Origin of the sequence: Levilactobacillus parabrevis, assembly GCF_044051715.1 — a bacterium.
Classification (GTDB): Bacteria; Bacillota; Bacilli; order Lactobacillales; family Lactobacillaceae; genus Levilactobacillus; species Levilactobacillus parabrevis.
Map to the genome: position 1 here is coordinate 1,460,343 of NZ_CP168688.1, position 20,293 is coordinate 1,480,635.

Genomic DNA, 20,293 nt, shown 5'->3' on the forward strand with positions numbered 1-20,293 from the left:
CAATTCAGCAACTCAGGTGAAGAGACAGGCTACCCAATCATACATTCATCATGACCCGCATTGATCATATTTAGGCAAATTAATTGCCTTTTAGCCAAAGAGTCGTAAACTGGAAATAAGTAAATAGTTGTGCACAATTGATTGGAGGAATCTCAATGAAACAGGAAGACTCTCAGGCAGATTTAAAGGCGCGCTTGACGACCGAAGAATATGCGGTTACCCAGAACGCCGCAACGGAACCCGCGTTCACCGGCCAATACGATGCTTTCTATGAACCTGGTATTTATGTGGACGTTGTCAGTGGTCAGCCGTTGTTCAGTTCGACCGACAAGTACGATGCGGGCTGCGGCTGGCCCTCATTTACCAAGCCAATCGATGCAGCAAACGTCAAGGAAAATACCGATCATTCATTTGGGATGGTACGGCAGGAAGTTCGCAGTAGCGATGCCCAGTCCCACCTCGGCCACGTCTTTAACGATGGGCCACAGGAAGCGGGGGGCTTGCGTTACTGCATTAACTCGGCAGCCCTCAAGTTTATTCCGGCCGATCAACTCGAAAAGAATGGCTACCACGACTTTCAACAACTATTCCCAGATCAAAAATAAGGAGGCACGCTCATGGCACAAACAGATACAGCAATTTTTGCAGGCGGTTGCTTCTGGTGCATGGTTCAACCATTCGACACCCAACCAGGCATTCAGTCGGTCGTCTCCGGTTACACCGGCGGCCATACCGTGAATCCCACGTACGCCGAGGTTGCCAGCCATACCACTGGTCACACAGAAGCTGTACAAATTACGTTTGACCCAACTGTGATCAGCTACGCGGCGCTAGTCGACATCTACTGGCGGCAAACGGACCCAACCGATGCCAGTGGCCAGTTTCAGGACCGCGGCGACAGTTATCGACCCGTTATCTTCGTCAATAGTCCCGCACAGCGCCAGGCAGCGACAGCATCTAAGGAAAAACTCGCAGCCAGCGGTCAATTTGACGAGCCAATCGTGACCAGTATCGAAGATGCCCAACCATTTTATCCCGCTGAAGACGAGCATCAAGATTTCTACCGCAAGAATCCATTTCGCTACCAGATTGAAGAAATGGGCGGCCGTCAGGCGTTTATCGCGAAAAATTGGCAAGACTAACTGTCCGGTTATGCGTTACAATTAGCTTAAGGACGGTGATTAAGCATATGGGTTACGTTTTGAAGCTACGCGAATTGATTGGGCCACGACCGTTAATTGTGGTCGGTGCCGCAACGGTCGTGCTCAGGCAGCAGCAACTCTTACTGGTCAAACGCACGGATAATTTACTTTGGGGCTTACCAGCAGGTTCTAAGGAACTAGCCGAAGATTTGCAAACAACGGCGATTCGCGAGTTACGTGAAGAAACTGGTTTGCTAGGTCGGCAGCCCAAACTTTTGACAGTCGTCAGTGGTACCGGCATGCAATACACGTATCCCAACGGTGATCAGATTGATTCAGTCACGACAGTTTATCAACTGTCGGCAACTGGTGAGCTGCGAGCAGATCAAGACGAGACCAGCGCAGTTAAGTTTTTCCCATTAGCAAAGTTACCAGCAACGTTAACGCCAATTACAAAACGCATTTTAAATGACTTACAAAGTACGCAAAAATTATAGATCAGAAGTAAAGGTGAAATCCAGGAAAGTTGGAGAGAGCCTTTATTTTTAGCTTTTAGGTCTACTTTCGATAATATATATTATGTAAAGTAGAATAGGTTATCGATTTAGCCACGAGAAACGGCTGTGCCCCTTCCTTTGGATACGTTGTTATTTTTTTGCAGCACTACTTATGGACCACTTGCTTTACTAATTAAAAATGTCAGCCAGCTTTTACTGACGACACATGTGCGTTCACCAATTACGCTGCTCAGCAAATTCTTTGAGTCACTACTAACTAAACTATCCCGCAAACTTACCGACCACAATCATCCGTTTGCAACAAAATAATTTTAATTCCTGTTAAGTGTTGTCGTCACGACTGCATAATGTCAGCAAACCTATTCACTGGTTAAGACCAGCTCAAACTGGCAATTTACAGGCGGATTCTCCGTTAGTTTCGTAGTCAGGCCTCCATCTAAAGTCTGAACGTGTGCTTAGAATCAACGTCCAAAATCACGTGATGCCGGTAGATTCCGATAACACTTGGCATGGCGTCATTGCTGTTGGTTCCTAAGCTAAAAGTCCAGATAAACACGATTTACCATTCGGCAATCCGAATGTAATTGCTGTCTGACTCGGTGATGGCAATCACAGATCTTAATCAAATGACTTGACTGGATGATTCTAAAAAGCCTAACGGACACATGCAGCAAGTATTGCTGATAACTCTAATTGCCAACGTGGACCTCAGCTTTTTCTCCTGACTAACTTATAATTAGGCACATGTGACGACCTTGATGGGCCTAAAACGTTGTTACCACAGTGATTGAGCTTACGATGATTGCTGAATTCATACGACATGTTTAGAATGTAATTGCTAACTTAAGTGTCCAACAAACGTTGATATAGCAGTGATTGGCGGCTTTTACAATCTTTGAAAGTACTATAAAGTAATGCGTATCAACATAAACTATAGCTCAAATACTGCTCAGAAAGCTTATATAATAGTCCTCACAAGCATTCTAACCCGAACATGCTGACCAGCTCCTCAGGTCATACCGGTACCGTTCAAGCTACTACTTTCATTAAAACAAATATTTTAAAGATAGTAATAGCTAAAATTAAGGCGGGGGACTTGCTAATTTGGTCAGTCACCGGTATCATATAAAATATGAGAACATACGTTTGGAGGCCACCTCTATGGAGAAGCAACATTACTTAAAGTTAATTAACGAAGAACTGGCCACCGCGCCCTGGTACGTCCAGGAATACTATCAGGCCAAAGCGACCGTTCCCCTGTCCCCAGCCACCCTTTACCAATATCTAACCGAGTACCGGCGCTTCTTCAACTGGCTGATCAGTGAAGGCTTAACGCCGGCCAGCCGCCCCGCTGACATCGATATTCAGGTGTTGGCTACCTTAAAGAAAGAAACCGTTGAGCTATACAAGTCCGCCCTGCTGAACCAAACCAAGCTCACAGGCGCCCCTGGCAGTCGAACCCATCCAACCATCAATCGCTCGTTAAACGCCCTCTCATCGCTCTTCAAGTACCTGACGGAAGATACCGAAGACGAGCACGGTGAGGCCTACTTCGACCGTAACGTGATGCACAAGATTGCCCTAGTCCGAACCAGTGAGACCTACGCGACCCGGGCAGCCAACTTGAAGACCAAGCTCATGCTGGGCAATACGGATCATGATTACCTGGCCTTTATCGACGAAAAATACGAAGGCCTGTTGTCACCGGCTAAGAAACGGTACTTTCACCGGGATAAACAGCGGGATTTAGCCATCAACGCCCTCCTGTTGGGCAGCGGTTTGCGGGTCTCAGAAGCCGCAAATGCTGACCTACGCCACTTGAATCTGAAGACGGGTACGATCGGGGTAGTCCGCAAGGGTGGTCAACGGGATACAGTCCCCATCGCCCCGTGGACATTGCCCTACATTCAAGACTACGTTGACCACCGATCGGCGATTTATCACGCCACCAGTAGTGACCGCGCCCTGTTTCTCAGTAGTTATCGCGGTCAAGCCTCGCGCATGCAAGCCAACTCCATGGAAAAAATGGTAGCCAAATACTCCTCGGCATTCAAGGTCCGCATCACGCCGCATAAGCTCCGCCACACGTTAGCCTCAAAACTCTACCTCGCCACCAAAAATGAACAACTCGTGGCCACCCAGTTGGGACAGAACTCAACCAGTGCGACTGGACTGTATACCCATATCATTGATGAGGAACAGCGGCATGGGCTGGAAAAAATGTAAAACAATTCAGCTGTAAGCGTAAACCAAGTGAAAATCTTACCGTTGTAATGACAAATAGCCTCGCACAAGCTAACAATTCTCAAACTGTGAGCTTGTGCGAGGCTATTTATTGCGCATGAAACCAAGTAATTCCCGCCTATCAGAGCTAGACAGTCTAGAGAGAAGCAACCTTTATTCTCCAAAAATCAATGTCAAACTAGTAGACAGTTGTTGGAGCTCATCGCGGGATGGCAAGTCATCTGCCTGCAAATAATAAGTTATCAGGCCTAACATGGTACTTCCAATCACAGCAGTTTCTAACTCTGACGCTGGGCGCTTAAGAAAGACGCGAAATTGCTCACTAAAAGTACGCTGAGCGCCGGTCAATAGCTGCATTTTCGTTTCCGGAATCGTCATCAAAGCATTGATTGGCCTGCGCCAATTCACCATTAATTCCTGAAGCTCCGACTCTAATTTCGTCACCGCATGGCTTAAAGGAATCTCTTGCTTCAGTAGTGTAACTCTCTTTTGTAGCGTTTCATCTAACCACAGCAGAATATTCTGCAAGATAACGTCAGCCAGAGCAAACTTGTCTTGGTAGTGGGCATAAAAAGTTTTTCGATTAATCATTGCACGGGTGGCTATATCCTTAACAGTGACGTTATCAAACCCCTCTTCAATTACCAGATCGATGAACGCTGAAGAAATTATTTTTTCGGTCTTTTGAATTCTCAAGTCGGTCATGGTGATTTCCCCCTCTATTACCACTTTTTGTGTTTTTGTAACCCTACGCCCCACAAATTTATACTTTGTCCATTTAAAACACAGAGACACTTAACCTGACCATTCTTTTAAATGCAAAATACATTTATGCTACTTATAGATTCAAGAGGAGGTAATTAAAATGCTTAATGTATTCAAGCGGAAGAATATTTGGCTAGGCATGTTGGCCGCAATTATCATCATTGGACTATTCGCCTTCGCACAAGTTGGGGCAAGAAGTACCGTTAAGCTTCATCACCTTCCATTGGCTCTGGTCGTCAATGACCAGGGGAAGGATACCAAGAACGTTGTCAAGACTTTGCAAAATGAGAGTCGCAAAAAGAATGCCGAAATCAAATGGGTAAAGGTTAAGCGTACCAGTAGCCTAACTAAAGGGTTTGCAGAGAGAAAATACTACGGTGCTGTCGTCATTAATTCCGGGTTTACCCAAGCCATTAATCAGCAGACCCGTTATTTAAAAGGCAAAGTTATCACTAAGAAACTAGATGTTCTAGCAGCCAAGACACCAGCGTTAACTGAAACGCAACCATTCCAACAACAAAAGGTAGTCGCAGGTTCTTTGACTAGCAAATTACCTGAACAAGCAAAAATTTCTCTGTATGTCAGTCAAGGAAGTAATGTGACCGCTGCAAACGTCTTAATGACGGCATTACCTGAGATGACCAATCGACTAAATCAGAAGATCACTAATCAGTATAACCGTATCGCTACTAAGTCCGGCTTAACTTTGACGTCACAGGAATGGTCAAGTCTTCAGACGCCAATAAACGCCACGATGACGAAGCGTAATTCCGTTTCAACCAAAGAGATCAGTGGGATGGCGCCATTCTTGATAACCATTTTTTGCTGGCTTGGAAGCCTCATTTTCAGCCTTCTGAATTGGCGCGACCACAGCAAAAATGAAATGAACCGCAGCGATGGCCGGCTATCCATCACCAGTGTTACAAGCCAATTGATCTCCGGAATAGCAATTGCCACGGTAATTGCTGTCTCCATTTACTTCTTCATCAAAGTTTGCTATTCGGTTCCCGTTCACGATCCACAGAACTTCCTCTTATTGATGGGATTCATTGCGTTTGTCTTCTATGCCTTGCAGTCAGCCGTTCTCGATTTATTGGGCCTAAAAGGGTGGCCTCTGCTGCTCGTCATTTGGATTGGGTCGATGGGTGTAATCACATTTATTCCACAAATGCTGAGTCCTTTTTACCACAACTACGTTTACGACATCACACCCATCCGCTTTGCCAACGACCTCATCACAAATCAAATGTATATTCGGGATGCTTCCATAACTGGATCATCCATGATGGCCCTGCTTTACCTTGGCCTAGCTTCAATTGCCGTCATGTATGGATCAACGCTGATCAGAAAGGAAAAAAAGACTGCCTAGCCGCTGTTTAGATTAGGTCGTGAGTGCCTATAAAATTGCAGTTTCACTATATAATTATTTTCAACCACCTTCAAACATTTGGCTGAAAAAGGGGATGCTTAGAGCAAACCTTGTACAAACAGCTGAAGATTTTCAGCTATTCTATTACTAAGACTATGGCTAGGCCTCCATCCGGAGTCTAGCCATAGTCGTCTACTTTCCTTATTCACTTTTTGAGGTGCTTTAAGCCTTGATTGACTAGGGTCGAGTTTCTTTCTCTATCCTAAATTTTGAAAACTACCTGTCCGGTTATTGGCGGTTGGCTATGGCGCTAACCTTGTGCTCGACGTATTTTGAGGTGTGCTATACTATTAACATAGTAGTTAATTGTCAGAACATTTAAGGAGGGCAAATCCTATGCATTGCAGAGCAACATTGCTTCTAGCGAGTCTATCTGCAATTATCTTGGGTGGCTGCACGAACACCAGCAGGACAACTCACGGTACCAACAGCCTTAAGATCTATAACGCCCAGCATCACCGGGTCTATGCGGCAACGGGCCAGCGGAGCAACACCATCGTGGCCAATATTCCGCAAGATTATCATCACCTGTCTAATCGCAAGGTCCCACGGATGGCTAAACCCAGTTACCGGTACGTGATGCACCACGCACGCAATGATTTCACCCTCACCATGCAGGTCTATTCAAATTACCATTATGCCAAGCTGACCGGTATCCCAGTAGTTGGCAGTGGTCTGGTCAAGCTGACTGATAAGAATTTTCAAAAATTAAATCACCCACAACCTTTTACTAATTAGGGTGGGCTGACACAAAATGACTAACTCTGTACAATCTCACGGAGTTAGTCATTTTGTTGTGCGTTTAGTTTACGAATTTCTTTTGTGGTATCACACTAAGTTCAAGCTGACATTAATCAGTCAGTTGGTAGCTCGCTTCAATGAGCTTCCCCAAGATTAACTTTGACGATAACTGGTTAATATCCAAGGTAATCCAGTGTTGTTTCGTGAAATGCTGTCCCGGCAGGATGTAAGGCATCGTGTTAACCAGCTCATCAATTCTTGCAGGGTCACATTTCAAATCAAGATACAAAGTGTCCTTTTTCTCATAGACCAACCCAAATATTTTCTTGCTGGCCGTGTGTCGTAGTGCGTCGAAAACAATCCGATTGCGACGGCCCGGGGCGTTAAATGGTTCATCAACACTTACCTTCTTGCCCACGCTACAAAATGCAATGAGGGCCTCTTTTGTCATTTCCATATGTATGCCTCCTCACTGACGCATAAGAAAAGATTATTCATCCAAAATGTGAAGCGAACGATTCTTTGAGCACGTGTCATTTGGCATTTCCCTCCGATCGATAGTCAAACAAATCATCTACTGATGTATTTAGAATCTGTGCCAATTTAAAAGCTAAACTTAGCGACGGATCATACTTATCGTTTTCAATGGCATTGATTGTCTGCCGCGTCACGGCTGCTAGCTGTGCCACCTCTGCCTGGGATAGTTTTAGTGTTTTGCGCCGAATGGCAATACTATTTTGCATGGTTCCCGCCTTCCTATGTCAAACTTATTTGACACCTTTAGTCAAACATGTTTGACACTAAATGTAAAGACTTTTTGACACCTCATATCATCGGCCAGCAAAAAGCGTCTGAGATTCTCGACAATCCCAGACGCCCACCAAAATTTAGTCTCGACTCAGATAATCCCGGCGTTTTCTAAACAGAAATACTGTCAATAGCATGCCGAACGTAAATGGTAACGCCAATCGATATGGCCGCAAGAAGGCTTGTGTTAATTGCTGCTTGGTTTCGCTCTTGATTGTCGCAACTACCGGAGTCAAGGTCCTGTTGTCCCGAGAGACCTGCGTTGTAACGGCCTGGCTAACCTGCCGGTAGACGCTCCTCTTAACGGTAGTCGGCGCTTGGCTCAACTCATTTTTTCGCAAGGCTTCCTGATAATTTAAGCGGATCAGTCGTTGTGTTTTCGTCTTACCGATGAACGTTGTCTGTTGCTGTGCAGGTGTTTTCTCCGTTGCTAACTGCGTTTTTACCTGCAGCAACGTGTCCCGCTTCACCTTATCCGTGACCGATAGAGCCTCGACTCTGTCCTGCGCAAAAGTCCAAATGTTGGTTTTCGCCGTTACTAGATTCGCAGACAGTGCCGACACAAAGATGGCCACGGCTAGGGATGTCCCAATCTGTCGGAAGACACCAATAACACTCTGTGAAGCCGTTAGCAGGTTGCCGGTGAAATCGCCGGCCGCCAATACCGTAATTGGTCCGATCACGATGCCATAGCCTGCCCCCACTAGGATTGCTGCCACACAGACCTGCCAATAGACATTGGGATTCATTTGACTAAGAGCCACGTAACCCCCAATCATAGACAGACTGCCCATCAAAATGACGATCCGCGGTCCCACTTTGGATAACAGCAAACCACTGATGGGTGACCAGATGAAGATCATGAGTGAGGCAGGGGTAATCATCAATGCCGCCAGGAGCTCGCCCTTATTTTGAACCTTTGTAAAGAAACTCGGCATCAAGACTAATAGTGCAACCAGAAAGACGCCTGACATCACGGTCACAATTGCTGACCCGACAAACTGTTTGTCCTTGAATAGAGCCAGTGGCACCATAGGTTGTTGGCTATGTGCTTCGACCATAATAAAAGTAGCTAGTGCGGCGACACTCAGTAGGCCAAGTCCCAGACACTTTCCGCTCGTCCACCCCCAGTCACTCCCCTTGACCAACAACAGAGTCAGGCTGAATAACATTATCATTGAAAGTAGTGACCCCAAAATATCTAAACGTTCCTTGACTGGCTTGCTCTCATGCAGATCGAACAGCTGCCAGCAAAGCACGAGTGAGAACAAGGTAAACGGCACGTTGATCAAGAATATTCCACGCCAACCAAAGAACTGCGTCATGATCCCGCCAATCGTTGGCCCCATGGCTGCCGCTAATCCTTGCGTGACGCCTAGCATTGCAATCGCACTAGTTCGCTTTTCCATAGGCACGCTCTGAATACCAATTGTCATACTAACTGGAAAGATGATTGCCGCTCCCAGACTCTGAACTCCCCGACCCACAATTAGCCACACTACATTAGCTGATAATCCAGAAAATAGTGAACCGACTAGAAATAACACTAGACCAAAGATGTAAAAACGACTACGGCCGTGAATTTCTGCTAGCCGGCCCAAAGGAATCGTTAAACTTGCAAACAAGATGGTATACAAATTGAGCGCCCATGAGAGCTGCTCCAAACTGGTCGATAACCCCGTTTGAATTGCTGGTAACGCAATGTTCATGACCGTCGTATCCAGCATACATAGGAAAATACCAATGGCCATTGTCCCAACTAACTTCGTGGATTTTTTCAACATAAGATCCCCTCCCCAAGTGTTATCGTTAGTCTACGAGCATGGCTCACGATAAACTAGATTTAGGTTACAGAAAGGGGGATGTTGTGACCCATGAATCCACAGGACCGCAAACAACAAAACTTGACGACCATCTACCGAGCACTACTGGAGCTGATGATGCAAAAACCCATGGCGACTATTTCTATCACCGAGCTATGCCACCGGGCTCAAGTCTCTCGGACATACTTTTACCGGCACTATCAAAGCTTCGATCAAATTATCATCGCGTACCAAACACAAAATATGCTCAGCTACCTGCGGCGGCTACCACGGACATCTCAAGTTGAACTCGCTGACCTAATGATGTACTACTTCGAGAATACCAAGTTAGAGGCTGAAACTTATCAGCTCTTGATTAAAAATGGCCAACTAGACGTTCTTCTACAAACGTTCCAAACCGTTTTTCAATTGCTAATCAAGCAAGACCGTATCGGTGGGCACAGCTCACGTCTAAACGAACCGTACTATCTAGAATACTTTTCTGGTGCCGTCATTAATATCACGGTCAACTGGGTCAAACGGGGATTTGTTGAGTCACCACGATATCTGGGCCAGCTGGTGGCACGTTTCACATTGAATCAGGTAATGTAAAAAGGCACGCCCACTAAGATAACAAGGTGTGCCAACAAAATATCTATGAGCTTGCGGCTACTCCGCAGACTTTTTTTAAGTCGCAAGATTAATTAAAGCTCAGTCTGGACCCACGACTAATTCTCCAGAAAATCAATCAACAACTTATCAACCTGCGCATTGTCATGAAGCTTGCTGTGCTGGGCATTCGGCCCAACAATCTTCCGCTCCTGATAGGATTTAGCCCGACCAGCAATCAAATACCGCAACGACTTTGAAGAAGCATTGCTGACGGAACCATCCGAATGAGACCCGTCGTTCTTGTCACCGTAAATGTTCAGTACGGCAATCTGATGCTTGGGGTACGTTTGGCGCAGTGGCAGCAAGGCTTTATAATCAGCCTGCATCTTTTCCGGTTTACCATCTGGCTGCAACGCCATTTGATTTGGCTCATCACCCATTCCAAGAATGCCATTGAAGTGCCCAGCAATGTCAACCTGCTTCTGAAGCTTGGGTAGTTTATGCGAGTTGTCTAGGAGATAATACATGATTGCCATATTCCCCATTGAATGACCGACCATGTTGAGTTTCTTCGTCTGAAACGTCTGTTGGAGCTTAATCACAGTTGCTTCAGCCCAGCGGCCCCACTGACGCGGATTAGAATTTCGATTGTCTTCAAATCCTACCTCGACGATTGGGTGATAATCCCCCTTCCGAAACTGACCGGACAAGGTAACTTTTCCATGTTTCGAAACAGTTGCCCGCACGATAGTCTTCGTCAGACCGGCATTTACCAACGATTGGGCCATCTGTTCTTCTGCACGATAGCTACTTCCCCAGCCATGGAAAAATAGCGTTGGTTCATACTTACCGGAATTAGGTAGGTCGGAAGCGGTGGTCGTGTGCTTATTGCCCGTGTCACAAGCTGATAGTCCCAGCACAAGTAGTCCGATACCCATGAACGTTAGTAATCTTTTTTTCATCATAATAACACTCCCCCCAAGGTCAAAATTCGAATTGACTTCATAGCTCAAGTATAAGCCCCTCGTGTAACGCTAAGACAACTCAATTTTACAATTAAATGGAACAAAAAAACTCACCGCCATTTGCAGTGAGTTTGCGTCGTTAAGCCTCTAACATTGTCACAAACCGATGATTCCAAATGCCTTCGTAAAAGGCAATGGTCTGTTCGGCCGTCATAAACTTATTATCTACGGTGGTTGTTAACCCCCGCGTCATTTGTAAGTCGTAGCCAATACCATGTGCCACCTTAGTTGTCGTGTCAACACAGTATTCGACCTGCGCGCCACAGATTTCCAAAGACTCGGCGGCAAAGCTCGTCAAAACGCGCCGTAAATTGGTGTGGTAAAAAGCATTCGCATGATTCTTAGAAACTAAGGGATCCGTGTCGCGATAATCCAGTTCGGGAATTAACTCCCAATCGTGGGTTCCTTTAACCAAGTCTTCGTCCGTATGCTGGACAAAGACAATCGGCTTTTTTAGCCTTGCGGTACGCCGCAATTCTCGCGTTGACGCCCGCAATGACTTGGGGCATATTCACAGCGGTTTGTTCACCGTAACAAACACCGTTTTGAAGATCAATGACTAGTAAGACATCTGCCATGTTGATGGCCTCCTTCAGGAATCTTTCAGCTTAATTTCTATCATACGCTATTTGCGGAGGCGTTCAAACCACATCAGACTAGTTTTACATATTTTCTCTTTGTTCTACACGCAATCGGCTTGACCAAACGATTCCCAGTAACGAGATTGCTGCCGTTCCCACCATCGTTGCTTGAAATCCACCGGAAAAATTAGCGCCGCGGAACTGGTAAAAGATCATTACGGCAAGCGTTGTCCCCAGGGCACCGCCCAACAATCGGAAGACATTGTAAATTCCGGAGGCTTTACCAATCATTACCCGTGGCACCGCACCAATCACAGATTTTTGCAGGGCTGGTCCCGCCATTGACAATCCCACGCCCGCCAACATTAGTGGTAAGACGAACCACCCGTAATTTTTATGTATAAACACCGCAATTAGCAGGTAGCCAACGCCTTGGCAAAGCAGTCCTAACGTGGCAATCCAGCGCTCACCGAACCGATCAACGGCCCGTCCTGCAAACGGTGCAACGACGACCAATGTCCCCGTCCATGGTAACAGCTCCATTCCAGCAACTAGCGCTGTGCTTTGTTGACTGGCCTGTAGATATTGCGGTAGGAAGAAGACCACGCCGTACATTGAGCCATACAGGCAAGCCGTGGCGAGATTTCCCCCAGTAAAAGTTCTTTCTTGAAACAGGCTTAACGGCATCATCGGTAAAGTTTCGTGGGCCTGACGGCAAATGAACCAGGCACCACACCCCAAGCTGATTAACGCGATGATGAAGACGATCTCTAATTGGGCAAGGTTCGAGCTACTCGTTGTTGCCGACAACGCCCAAATAACACCGGCCATTGCAACAATAATTAAGACATTATCAACTAGGTTAATCGGATTGCTTTGCCCGTGGATCTCTGGTAAGTGACGTCTTGATAGCCAGATAGCTACAACGCCAATCGGCACATTGATCCAGAAAATCCATTGCCAGGCTAATTTTGCGACGATGAGCCCGCCGAGCGAGGGACCGACAATCAGGGCCAAGCCCCCAATGCCACTCCAGATGCCTAACGCCCGTCCCCGTTGCGCCGGCGGCAAGGCATTGGTGAGAATAGCCATCGACATCGGCGTCATGACCGAGGCACCCAGGCCCTCAACAATTCGAGCAAGAATCAGCCACCCAATGCCACTGGCCAAAGCACAGAGGACTGAGCCAACTGTAAAAATCAGAATTCCCCAGTTATAAATTTTGCGGCGCCCCCAGCGTTCTCCTAGCGAGACACCGACCAGTAAAACTGCCGCAATCGTAATGTTATAGGCATTCAGTGCCCACTGCAACGTGCTCACCGAAATCTGAAAATCCGTACGAATCGCCGTCGACGCTGTCGTTACAATCATCGCATCCATCATGGCCATGAAAAAGCCTAACGATGTCAGTGCAAGTATCCATCTCGAACTTACTGTTTCCCCTGTCATTTCCCCATCTCCCGTAATTGGCATATAGTTCAAATATCTTTGAACTATGTAAACATACCATTGCCGGAAGCTGCTGACAAGATGCTAAATCTAAAAAGGGGCACTCATAATGAGCGTCTCTCCAGTGGTCTAACTGGTTATAGGCTTTGCCGGAAATGGATTAGGTGTCGATCAAAAGTCGACCGGTCTAAAATAACATACTTTTCACGTGCTACCTTCCGCACCGTGATCAAACCCGCCTCCTGTAAAATTTTAAAATCGACTATCTGATCTGTAATATAGACCTTTGTGAAATATATATAACATCTAAAAAGAGGATTAAGACTGATGCTTCTTTAACCACTCCGCTAAGGTAAGCATAATTTCTTCATTATCTGGACTATTTGTAACACTTAATATTAGGTTCTCACCTTCAGCATCACTGAAGCCCAATCTATACCCATTAATCTTTAGGAAAGTCAATCCTGACAAGAGCGCCGTTCGTTTATTGCCATCCATAAAAATATGCTTTTTTGTTATCTTTTGTACGATGAATGCCGCCTTAATCCAGATGTTGGGATAGAGTTCTTTGCCAAAGATTACTTGTTGCGGCTGTTCAACAACAATATCTAACCCTTGTGGATATTGTATGCCAAATGACTGACTCTGCGCGTGATCTAAAACCAGCTTATTAATTTCTATAAATTCTTCTTTAGTCAAAAAGATCATAAGTCTTCTAGTCGTTTCATTAAATCAGCGTGCTCATCAAACAGATCATTAGCAGCTTCTAAAATATTTGGCCTAACGTTTTCAACCTTTCTAAAGGTAACTTCTTTTCCATCAGGAGAGATAATCTTTTCAAAAGTTGTTTCTCCATCAACGTTTAAAAATTCACGATCCTTTTTTGAGAGTCGAAAAGCGTAGGAATTTCCATTCTTAAAAAGCTTTACCGATTCATTTAAATCTTCTGGATTAATCATGACAAGTCGCTCCTTCACTTTATGTACATACATTATATCCTCTAGTACATACGAAATCCATTTATAACACTTACTCGGAGAATTAATCCTTGCCGGAAGCTACTGACAAGATGCTAAATCTAAAAAGGGGCACTCATAATGAGCGTCTCTCCAGTGGTCTAACCGGTTATAGGCTTTGCCAGAAATGGGTTAGGTGTCGATCAAAAGTCAACCGGTCTAAAATAACATACTTTTCACGTGCTACCTTCCGCACCGTGATCAAACCCGCCTCCTGTAAAATTTTAAAATGGTACGAACCGGACGTCTTGCTAATCTGCATCGCCTGACTGATCTCGCCACAAGAAACCTCGTGGGCCAGTTGACTCAGATACTTAACGATTTCCAAACGAATTGGATCAGCTAGTGCCTTAAAGACTTTGATGCTCTCTTCAGTTGTCTGCGCTTGTTTTTTCATAACCCTTATCCTACTAGACTTATTCTTTAACGCAAGTAGTTACTCGTGATTTTTGCGAATCACGACCTTCTCACTAGCATTCTCAACGCAAGCTGTGTAAATTTAACGTAAACTATCGACCAGAGGAGGGAATCACAATGTCACTCGGAACCACGCTCAAACGCGTTCGCAAGCAACAAGGCCGCTCACAGAAGGATGTCGCGACCGGCATCTGTGCCCAATCCATGCTATCGGCAATTTAAAATGATCGGTACACGCCCAATGCAAAATTGCTGGTCGCACTGTGCCGCCGACTAGCCATCTCACTCGATGAGATCAGCTTAGCTACCGACTTTGCCATCAGTGGAGATGACGACCTGAACACACGTATGCAGGCGCTCTGCAACCAACACCGTTATCAGGAGCTCCGGGATTTCTTATCCGCACCCGAGACAATCGCCGCCGTGACCACAGCACAACAGACCCAGGCCTATTACTATTACCTTGGCGTGGCCCAGCTACACGTTGATGCCAAACTGGATGACGCCAAGCAGAACCTGCAATTTGCGATGACCATGACAGAAGAACGCATGCCTACAATGCTGACCCGCCTAGCCATGGCATCGCTCGCCACCGTTCAAGCCAAACAGGGCCTCCGCCACAGCGCCACCCAATTGAGCGATCAGGCACTCGCCGCCATTGAACAAGCCCCCTACGAAGAGAACAGCAACATCATCTTCTACCTCGCCGCGTTAACCGCGTACTTTTTACAAGACGCCACGCTGGCTACCCAGCAATTACTAGCGGGCATTGACTACATCACTGCCCGCAATTCTCATTATATGCTGGCCAACAGCTATCGCCTGCTGGCGAAAATTGCCGATCGTGCCGGGCGTGAGAACGAAGCTACCGACGCACGTCAAAAGCAACAATTCTTAACGGATCTCTTTCACGAGCAAGTACCGAAAAAATTTTGAAAGTATCAGCATCCTGATTTTTAACGCAAACAATTATCGGTTAAAGTAAGGCCATCCAATCAAGGAGGCCTTTTTATGTCAGAAATCCTATTTCAAAACCACGTACTCACCCGTGCACCCCAGCAGCGACTACAAACAATTCTTAGCAATCCAGAAACTTTGCGCCTTTGGGACAACGAGATTACGCAGATCGCCGCGGTAAGCAATGGCGTCGACATCACTCGGCAAGCACCCGCACTCAATACGCACGAACATCTGACTGTTACCGCGTCAGCCAACCAAGTCATTTACCGCAGTCAGGGCGGAAACCTCGCTTATCAGTTAACTTTTACGCTATCTGGGGATGATAACCAGACAACCCTCACGGAAACGCTCACCGTACCCGCTACTGCTGGGAACCTTGTTCCACTCAACCTGCTAGCCCCCATTGCCAAGCACGCTTTTGCACAAAAGCTAGCGGCATTGGTCGCCCTTGCCGAATCGGATTGGACGGTGAACGACTGATGCATGCCATCACACAAACGTCCTATCAAGGTATCGATGCGCTAACCTTAACGTCACGCCCGATACCCCGACTAAATCCGCTGGCCGTTCGTATCGAAACGCGCTACACACCCATCATGCCCTACGACATTCTCACGGAGACGGGACAGCTAAAAGCCTTGCGCCCTGTCAAATTACCAATTGTCGTCGGCTACGGCTTTGGTGGCATCGTTCGTGAGGTCGGTGGGCTACGCAACTCTCAGTTGCTAAATCGTCCCGTCATCGGCATCCAACCAACCGGCAGTCATCAGGAACAAATCCTGTCGACGTTGCCACCACTCTTGTTTCCGGTTCCGCAGAATGTCTCGCTGGCAGACGCGACCACGCTCATCGGTGGTGCGGATGCTGCCTACTTTGCCTTCAAGAAGAGTCAACTGCGAGCTGGCGAAACTGCCTTAGTCACTGGCGCGAGCGGCAGCGTTGGCACTTACTTTCTACAACTGGCGCAGCTCTTTGGTGTGCACACCATCGCCATTGGCCATTCCAGCCGTCACAAGCTTTTGCAAACATTAGGTGCGGAACAGGTGCTCGACTATGATCTCCCACTCGACCAGCAGTTAGCTGAGGCACCTGCCGTTAGCCAGGTGATTGATCTGGCCGGTTCAACCGCACTGCTCGACCAACTGACGGCTACGTTGGGGCCAGTCAAGATTCTTTCATTGGCGCAGCAACAGTATCGCGCACGACCGCAGCAGTCCTTTAGTTTCGTAAGTGGTGCCATTACTCCGAGTGATTACCGTTGGCTACTAACGCAACTCGCCCAACACAAACTCAGAGTGGTAATCCACGAGCAATTCCCGTTCACCGCTGTCAAGACAGCGCAACACCACCTGTTGTCGGAACACGCGGCCGGACGAATTCTATTAACCTACAATCAGGAGGCTTGACAAGAATGTTATTAACGATTGATTGGAATCACCTGCTCCCACAACTTCTCTCACTATGGCTCATTGGCTGGGGCGTTCGTGCCCTATTAGTTGGGGTGATTGTCGGTGGCCTGTTCTGGCTGTTTAAGCGCAGTCACTGTCGGTGAACCCCAGCTACTAGCACCTTGACACATCCGTCCAAAGGGTCAGGCCTTCGTTATGCCTGAAAACTAACTTTAACATTCCAGTCCTTTGGCGTGGCCTTACTTCAAAGGTAATGATACGATACGGACGTTAAATTGGGTGTACCTTTCGCTGAAATAAGTTATTTCTGGAGGGGATAATTATGCGTATGGTTCGACAAAACACAACCGCACAGTATCTTTTATTTGGATCCACGCTAATTTTGATAGGACTTACAATCGTCTTGTTTAAACCCGTTGCCTTGGCAGTCATCGGTTTCCTTTCCCTGGTAACGCTGACGTTTCACTTCGACCTCTTTGCCTCCACCCACGACCGACACTTTCTGAACGAAGCTGATTTCATTCTTCAACTCGTCTTAGTGGTAACCACATTGACCAAGCTTTTCTTAGTGGCACGACCACATTTAGTTTAGTCAAATATCTCACCTGACTGAATCTCAAGCGCCGACTTTTCCCAACCTTAACATGCCCGTGTCATCGCGACAATGGTTATCGTATATACCCACTTAGCTGTTGGCGTCCGAACTGGATTCGTCAATAATAGATTCGAAACAGAGATCTAATCTACACGAATAAAGGCTCATTCATCGCTCTAACAACGATGGATGAGCCTTATATATTTGAATTTCAGTCTAATTTATTTCGTAACAAGTCGCTGGCGTGCGGCATCCAGAATTGGTTGCGCCAAGCCTAAGCGTTCGGCCAGCCAGATTGCTTCACTTGCGCCGACCTGATTCAGCAACAAGCGATACGTTGGCTCCAACGTCTGCGGATCGAAGGCCATCGTGGCCGTCATAAACGTCGGGCAATCAACGGCATATTCCTTGATCGCACTAAAGTGGGTCGTCGCAATGATGGTTGCCTTTCTCTGACGAAGATATTCGATGATCGAGATACTCAGTGCAGACCCTTCTTCCGGATCAGTCCCGCTCCCAATTTCATCCAGTAAGACCAACGCGTTCTCCTTGATATTATCCGTCATATCAACCAGCGTCGTCATCTCAGCGGCAAACGTACTCAGTTGAGCCGTAATACTTTGGTTATCGCCGATGTCGACCCAAAACTGACTGAAGACTGCCATCTGGGTTCCAGCAGCAGTCGGTAACTCAAGGCCAACCTGAATCATCAGGGCAAATAGCGCGATAGTCTTCAAGACAACCGTCTTCCCACCCGAATTGGCTCCAGTGATCATCAGTCCCTGCTGCGGCGTCAGCTCAATATCGAGCGGTACAGCGTTCTTGAGCAAGGGATGACGGCCCGCAACGATCTTAATGTGCTGATCCGTATTTAGCTCGGGTAAACGACTGGCCGTTTCCAATCCGTACTGACCACGTGCCATGATTTGGTCGAACTGGCTGAGTAGCTCCTGATTCTTAGTCAACGCGTCCCAGTTATCCAGTACGTCCCCGGTCAAAGTTACTAGCAATTGGTAGACTTCAGCACTTTCATCGGCAATGAGTTCTGCGAGGACAGCGCCCTTCTTAGCTGCCGTGGCTGGCTCGAAGAAAATGGTTGAACCGGTCGCCGACTGATCGATGACCTGCCCCTTGAATCGGTTCTTTTCACCGGCCTTGAGCTGCACGCAAACCCGCTCATTTCGCGTGATCAGCCGGTTACTCTGTACGGAACGGGGATGCTTCTGAACGAACTGTGTCAGCGCCGTCTGAACCTGTTGGCGTTGCTTTACAACTTTCCCACGAATCTCGGCCAGTTCCGGCGTCGCGTTGTCGGCAATTTGACCGTAGATGATCATGTGCTCCAGCTCTTGTTGAAGACTTCCCAATTGCGCGGTGGATTGCATGAACGCTGCCAGATGTGGTGCTAACTGCTGGTGTGTGTGCAAGATGGCCTTTAGCCGCCGCAAATTAATCAAAAAGTGATTGATCTGGTCTAGCTGTTGCGCGTTCAACATGAGGCCCTGATCAAGCTTGGCCTGCAACGCCGCTAGTTGATCTAGGTCAAAATAAGTAAATGTCACATTGTTGGCCAGTAGCCGGTGGGCTTCCGCCGTTAACGTTAATTGTGTGTGAACAGCCGTCAATTCGGTTTGATTGGCCGTTTCCTGTAGTGCTTTGGCTGCCCGATCACTGTGCGTGTACGTGGCAACTGTTGCTAAAATTTGATCTAATTGGGTAATTTCCTTTAAATTCATTTGCTCTCCTTGCAGCAAACAGCATGGAGAGACCTTCAGTTATTGGCTTGTCGGTCCTGCTATTTGCTATGACTTGCACGATCTCGTGCCGGACACTTCACGGCAATTTCGCACACTCATTAACGTCACTCCTCGTCCTTATTTACTGTGTTAACCGTAACATACGCCGAGTCTTTGAGCAAACGCAGGTCCACTAGTCTACGCGATACCAGAGTCATCACCCCGCTACCCGTTTCTAAATCTCTGCCTCATTCTCTTCGTTCAACTTGTCACAGTCGATGATCAGCTGGCAAACTTCCTTCTCTGGTGCTAACTTCATCGAATACTTGCGGCCGTATTCAATCATGGTGTGATGCGCCTGATGCAATTCTGCCGGATTCAAAACGCTGACAATCTTATTCTCCACCTGTAAAGGTGAGGCCGACTGCTCTACAAAATGAAGGCGCTTGGAAATAGCCGAGACGTGGGTATCCACAGCAAACGTCTCCTGGCCAAAGACGTCGCTCAAAACAACGTTGGCTGTTTTCCGACCGGCACCGGGCAAGGCCATGATACCCTTACGATCAGTCGGCACCACGTCGTTTAAGTTCTCGTGAACGATGCGCGCGGTCTTGATGATATTCTTAGCCTTGTTGTGAAATAGACCAACGCTTTTAATAATCGTTTCAACGTCGCCCACATCTGCCACCATTAACGCCGCAGGATTCGGATACTTGGCGAACAAGGTTGGCGTCACCTTATTGACCGAGACGTCCGTAGCTTGTGCGCTCAAAATAACGGAGATCAAAAACTGGAAGGGCGTCCGCGCATCCAGTGACGACCCCACCGGTCCAATGTCGTCTTCCATTTGATGAATGGCCCAGACAATCTGTTCGTCTTTTAACATAAATAGCCTCCCGCTTCTATCGTTCTGTAGTTGTCCTCTTAATAGTACCGCAAAGAGTCTCTATATAAATCAATTTGTCTGAATTTCGAGGCTGACCTTTTGCAAAATCATATCGCGTATGCTGTAAAACTTTTCGAGATAAACTTATTTGACCGATTT

Annotated in this window: 23 protein-coding genes and 1 pseudogene; 12 read left to right on the plus strand and 12 right to left on the minus strand. The window is 47.0% G+C overall.

Going from position 1 to position 20,293, the window contains the following annotated elements:
• Positions 1–155 precede the first annotated feature (155 nt).
• From msrB to xerS, 4 genes are all read left to right on the plus strand, one after another.
• Positions 156–605, plus strand: coding sequence for a peptide-methionine (R)-S-oxide reductase MsrB (gene msrB / locus ACEPSU_RS06880; protein WP_260338406.1), 450 nt, complete (start codon positions 156–158; stop codon positions 603–605).
• 12 nt (positions 606–617) lie between these two features.
• Positions 618–1,142, plus strand: a complete 525-nt coding sequence (gene msrA / locus ACEPSU_RS06885) for a peptide-methionine (S)-S-oxide reductase MsrA (protein ID WP_395320790.1) — start codon at positions 618–620, stop codon at positions 1,140–1,142.
• A 47-nt stretch (positions 1,143–1,189) separates the two neighbouring features.
• Positions 1,190–1,639, plus strand: a complete 450-nt coding sequence (locus tag ACEPSU_RS06890; protein WP_395320791.1) for an NUDIX hydrolase — start codon at positions 1,190–1,192, stop codon at positions 1,637–1,639.
• A 1,182-nt stretch (positions 1,640–2,821) separates the two neighbouring features.
• Complete coding sequence (xerS, locus tag ACEPSU_RS06895; protein ID WP_395320792.1) at positions 2,822–3,886, plus strand: tyrosine recombinase XerS; 1,065 nt, start codon at positions 2,822–2,824, stop codon at positions 3,884–3,886.
• Between the two features lie 171 nt (positions 3,887–4,057).
• On the opposite strand, the gene ACEPSU_RS06900 is transcribed toward xerS, so the two are convergent.
• Positions 4,058–4,609: a TetR/AcrR family transcriptional regulator gene (locus ACEPSU_RS06900; RefSeq protein ID WP_395320793.1), complete on the minus strand. Its 552-nt coding sequence runs from the start codon at positions 4,607–4,609 to the stop codon at positions 4,058–4,060.
• Positions 4,610–4,769: 160 nt separating this feature from the next.
• Between ACEPSU_RS06900 and ACEPSU_RS06905 the strand changes: the two genes are divergently transcribed.
• Together ACEPSU_RS06905 and ACEPSU_RS06910 are read left to right on the plus strand one after the other, a co-directional pair.
• On the plus strand, positions 4,770–6,038 hold the full coding sequence (locus tag ACEPSU_RS06905; RefSeq protein ID WP_395320794.1) for a YhgE/Pip domain-containing protein: 1,269 nt from the start codon (positions 4,770–4,772) through the stop codon (positions 6,036–6,038).
• A 396-nt stretch (positions 6,039–6,434) separates the two neighbouring features.
• Complete coding sequence (locus ACEPSU_RS06910) at positions 6,435–6,836, plus strand: hypothetical protein (protein WP_395320795.1); 402 nt, start codon at positions 6,435–6,437, stop codon at positions 6,834–6,836.
• Between the two features lie 112 nt (positions 6,837–6,948).
• On the opposite strand, the gene ACEPSU_RS06915 is transcribed toward ACEPSU_RS06910, so the two are convergent.
• The 3 genes from ACEPSU_RS06915 to ACEPSU_RS06925 all read right to left on the minus strand — a co-directional run bounded on the left by ACEPSU_RS06915 (position 6,949) and on the right by ACEPSU_RS06925 (position 9,430).
• Entirely contained in the window at positions 6,949–7,296 is a 348-nt protein-coding gene (locus ACEPSU_RS06915; protein ID WP_395320796.1) for an MmcQ/YjbR family DNA-binding protein, read from the minus strand.
• A 76-nt stretch (positions 7,297–7,372) separates the two neighbouring features.
• Positions 7,373–7,582, minus strand: coding sequence for a helix-turn-helix transcriptional regulator (locus tag ACEPSU_RS06920; protein WP_395320797.1), 210 nt, complete (start codon positions 7,580–7,582; stop codon positions 7,373–7,375).
• A 144-nt stretch (positions 7,583–7,726) separates the two neighbouring features.
• Entirely contained in the window at positions 7,727–9,430 is a 1,704-nt protein-coding gene (locus tag ACEPSU_RS06925; RefSeq protein WP_395320799.1) for an MFS transporter, read from the minus strand.
• Positions 9,431–9,520: 90 nt separating this feature from the next.
• Between ACEPSU_RS06925 and ACEPSU_RS06930 the strand changes: the two genes are divergently transcribed.
• The gene (locus tag ACEPSU_RS06930; RefSeq protein ID WP_395320801.1) at positions 9,521–10,060 is read left to right on the plus strand and encodes a TetR/AcrR family transcriptional regulator; all 540 of its coding nucleotides are present in this window, start codon (positions 9,521–9,523) and stop codon (positions 10,058–10,060) included.
• A 116-nt stretch (positions 10,061–10,176) separates the two neighbouring features.
• Here ACEPSU_RS06930 and ACEPSU_RS06935 read toward each other — a convergent pair whose 3' ends face one another.
• From ACEPSU_RS06935 to ACEPSU_RS06960, 6 genes and pseudogenes are all read right to left on the minus strand, one after another.
• The gene (locus ACEPSU_RS06935) at positions 10,177–11,022 is read right to left on the minus strand and encodes an alpha/beta hydrolase (protein WP_395323153.1); all 846 of its coding nucleotides are present in this window, start codon (positions 11,020–11,022) and stop codon (positions 10,177–10,179) included.
• A gap of 142 nt (positions 11,023–11,164) precedes the next feature.
• A pseudogene (locus tag ACEPSU_RS06940) lies at positions 11,165–11,663 on the minus strand (cysteine hydrolase family protein).
• A gap of 84 nt (positions 11,664–11,747) precedes the next feature.
• Complete coding sequence (locus ACEPSU_RS06945) at positions 11,748–13,115, minus strand: MFS transporter (protein ID WP_395323306.1); 1,368 nt, start codon at positions 13,113–13,115, stop codon at positions 11,748–11,750.
• A gap of 318 nt (positions 13,116–13,433) precedes the next feature.
• Positions 13,434–13,823: a type II toxin-antitoxin system death-on-curing family toxin gene (locus ACEPSU_RS06950; protein ID WP_395320802.1), complete on the minus strand. Its 390-nt coding sequence runs from the start codon at positions 13,821–13,823 to the stop codon at positions 13,434–13,436.
• Complete coding sequence (locus ACEPSU_RS06955; protein ID WP_020089318.1) at positions 13,820–14,074, minus strand: hypothetical protein; 255 nt, start codon at positions 14,072–14,074, stop codon at positions 13,820–13,822. Before ACEPSU_RS06955 ends, ACEPSU_RS06950 begins: the two co-directional genes overlap by 4 nt.
• 166 nt (positions 14,075–14,240) lie before the next feature.
• Positions 14,241–14,528 (minus strand): ArsR/SmtB family transcription factor, encoded by a 288-nt coding sequence (locus ACEPSU_RS06960; protein ID WP_395320803.1) that lies wholly within the window; start codon positions 14,526–14,528, stop codon positions 14,241–14,243.
• A gap of 368 nt (positions 14,529–14,896) precedes the next feature.
• On the opposite strand from ACEPSU_RS06960, the gene ACEPSU_RS06965 reads away from it, so the two are divergent.
• From ACEPSU_RS06965 to ACEPSU_RS06985, 5 genes are all read left to right on the plus strand, one after another.
• Positions 14,897–15,484, plus strand: coding sequence for an XRE family transcriptional regulator (locus ACEPSU_RS06965; protein ID WP_395320805.1), 588 nt, complete (start codon positions 14,897–14,899; stop codon positions 15,482–15,484).
• 75 nt (positions 15,485–15,559) lie between these two features.
• The gene (locus ACEPSU_RS06970; protein WP_395320807.1) at positions 15,560–15,988 is read left to right on the plus strand and encodes a hypothetical protein; all 429 of its coding nucleotides are present in this window, start codon (positions 15,560–15,562) and stop codon (positions 15,986–15,988) included.
• A complete protein-coding gene (locus ACEPSU_RS06975) occupies positions 15,970–16,914 on the plus strand; it encodes a zinc-binding alcohol dehydrogenase family protein (protein WP_395361490.1) in 945 nt (314 codons plus the stop codon). Before ACEPSU_RS06970 ends, ACEPSU_RS06975 begins: the two co-directional genes overlap by 19 nt.
• 5 nt (positions 16,915–16,919) lie before the next feature.
• On the plus strand, positions 16,920–17,060 hold the full coding sequence (locus ACEPSU_RS06980; protein WP_020089313.1) for a hypothetical protein: 141 nt from the start codon (positions 16,920–16,922) through the stop codon (positions 17,058–17,060).
• A gap of 179 nt (positions 17,061–17,239) precedes the next feature.
• Positions 17,240–17,509, plus strand: coding sequence for a hypothetical protein (locus tag ACEPSU_RS06985; protein WP_395320809.1), 270 nt, complete (start codon positions 17,240–17,242; stop codon positions 17,507–17,509).
• A gap of 224 nt (positions 17,510–17,733) precedes the next feature.
• On the opposite strand, the gene ACEPSU_RS06990 is transcribed toward ACEPSU_RS06985, so the two are convergent.
• A complete protein-coding gene (locus tag ACEPSU_RS06990) occupies positions 17,734–19,248 on the minus strand; it encodes an endonuclease MutS2 (RefSeq protein ID WP_395320810.1) in 1,515 nt (504 codons plus the stop codon).
• Positions 19,249–19,483: 235 nt separating this feature from the next.
• Positions 19,484–20,134 carry an endonuclease III domain-containing protein gene (gene nth / locus ACEPSU_RS06995; protein WP_395320812.1) on the minus strand — a complete coding sequence of 217 codons (651 nt, stop codon included), beginning with the start codon at positions 20,132–20,134 and terminating at the stop codon, positions 19,484–19,486.
• Between the last annotated feature and the right edge of the window lie 159 nt (positions 20,135–20,293).

Excerpts from the sequence above, each read along its gene's own strand:
- msrB (WP_260338406.1), top strand. The coding sequence starts at position 156 with ATGAAACAGGAAGACTCTCAGGCAGATTTAAAGGCGCGCTTGACGACC.
- msrA (WP_395320790.1), top strand. The coding sequence starts at position 618 with ATGGCACAAACAGATACAGCAATTTTTGCAGGCGGTTGCTTCTGGTGC.
- ACEPSU_RS06890 (WP_395320791.1), top strand. The coding sequence starts at position 1,190 with ATGGGTTACGTTTTGAAGCTACGCGAATTGATTGGGCCACGACCGTTA.
- xerS (WP_395320792.1), top strand. The coding sequence starts at position 2,822 with ATGGAGAAGCAACATTACTTAAAGTTAATTAACGAAGAACTGGCCACC.
- ACEPSU_RS06900 (WP_395320793.1), bottom strand. The coding sequence starts at position 4,609 with ATGACCGACTTGAGAATTCAAAAGACCGAAAAAATAATTTCTTCAGCG.
- ACEPSU_RS06905 (WP_395320794.1), top strand. The coding sequence starts at position 4,770 with ATGCTTAATGTATTCAAGCGGAAGAATATTTGGCTAGGCATGTTGGCC.
- ACEPSU_RS06910 (WP_395320795.1), top strand. The coding sequence starts at position 6,435 with ATGCATTGCAGAGCAACATTGCTTCTAGCGAGTCTATCTGCAATTATC.
- ACEPSU_RS06915 (WP_395320796.1), bottom strand. The coding sequence starts at position 7,296 with ATGGAAATGACAAAAGAGGCCCTCATTGCATTTTGTAGCGTGGGCAAG.
- ACEPSU_RS06920 (WP_395320797.1), bottom strand. The coding sequence starts at position 7,582 with ATGCAAAATAGTATTGCCATTCGGCGCAAAACACTAAAACTATCCCAG.
- ACEPSU_RS06925 (WP_395320799.1), bottom strand. The coding sequence starts at position 9,430 with ATGTTGAAAAAATCCACGAAGTTAGTTGGGACAATGGCCATTGGTATT.
- ACEPSU_RS06930 (WP_395320801.1), top strand. The coding sequence starts at position 9,521 with ATGAATCCACAGGACCGCAAACAACAAAACTTGACGACCATCTACCGA.
- ACEPSU_RS06935 (WP_395323153.1), bottom strand. The coding sequence starts at position 11,022 with ATGAAAAAAAGATTACTAACGTTCATGGGTATCGGACTACTTGTGCTG.
- ACEPSU_RS06945 (WP_395323306.1), bottom strand. The coding sequence starts at position 13,115 with ATGACAGGGGAAACAGTAAGTTCGAGATGGATACTTGCACTGACATCG.
- ACEPSU_RS06950 (WP_395320802.1), bottom strand. The coding sequence starts at position 13,823 with ATGATCTTTTTGACTAAAGAAGAATTTATAGAAATTAATAAGCTGGTT.
- ACEPSU_RS06955 (WP_020089318.1), bottom strand. The coding sequence starts at position 14,074 with ATGATTAATCCAGAAGATTTAAATGAATCGGTAAAGCTTTTTAAGAAT.
- ACEPSU_RS06960 (WP_395320803.1), bottom strand. The coding sequence starts at position 14,528 with ATGAAAAAACAAGCGCAGACAACTGAAGAGAGCATCAAAGTCTTTAAG.
- ACEPSU_RS06965 (WP_395320805.1), top strand. The coding sequence starts at position 14,897 with ATGCAGGCGCTCTGCAACCAACACCGTTATCAGGAGCTCCGGGATTTC.
- ACEPSU_RS06970 (WP_395320807.1), top strand. The coding sequence starts at position 15,560 with ATGTCAGAAATCCTATTTCAAAACCACGTACTCACCCGTGCACCCCAG.
- ACEPSU_RS06980 (WP_020089313.1), top strand. The coding sequence starts at position 16,920 with ATGTTATTAACGATTGATTGGAATCACCTGCTCCCACAACTTCTCTCA.
- ACEPSU_RS06985 (WP_395320809.1), top strand. The coding sequence starts at position 17,240 with ATGCGTATGGTTCGACAAAACACAACCGCACAGTATCTTTTATTTGGA.
- ACEPSU_RS06990 (WP_395320810.1), bottom strand. The coding sequence starts at position 19,248 with ATGAATTTAAAGGAAATTACCCAATTAGATCAAATTTTAGCAACAGTT.
- nth (WP_395320812.1), bottom strand. The coding sequence starts at position 20,134 with ATGTTAAAAGACGAACAGATTGTCTGGGCCATTCATCAAATGGAAGAC.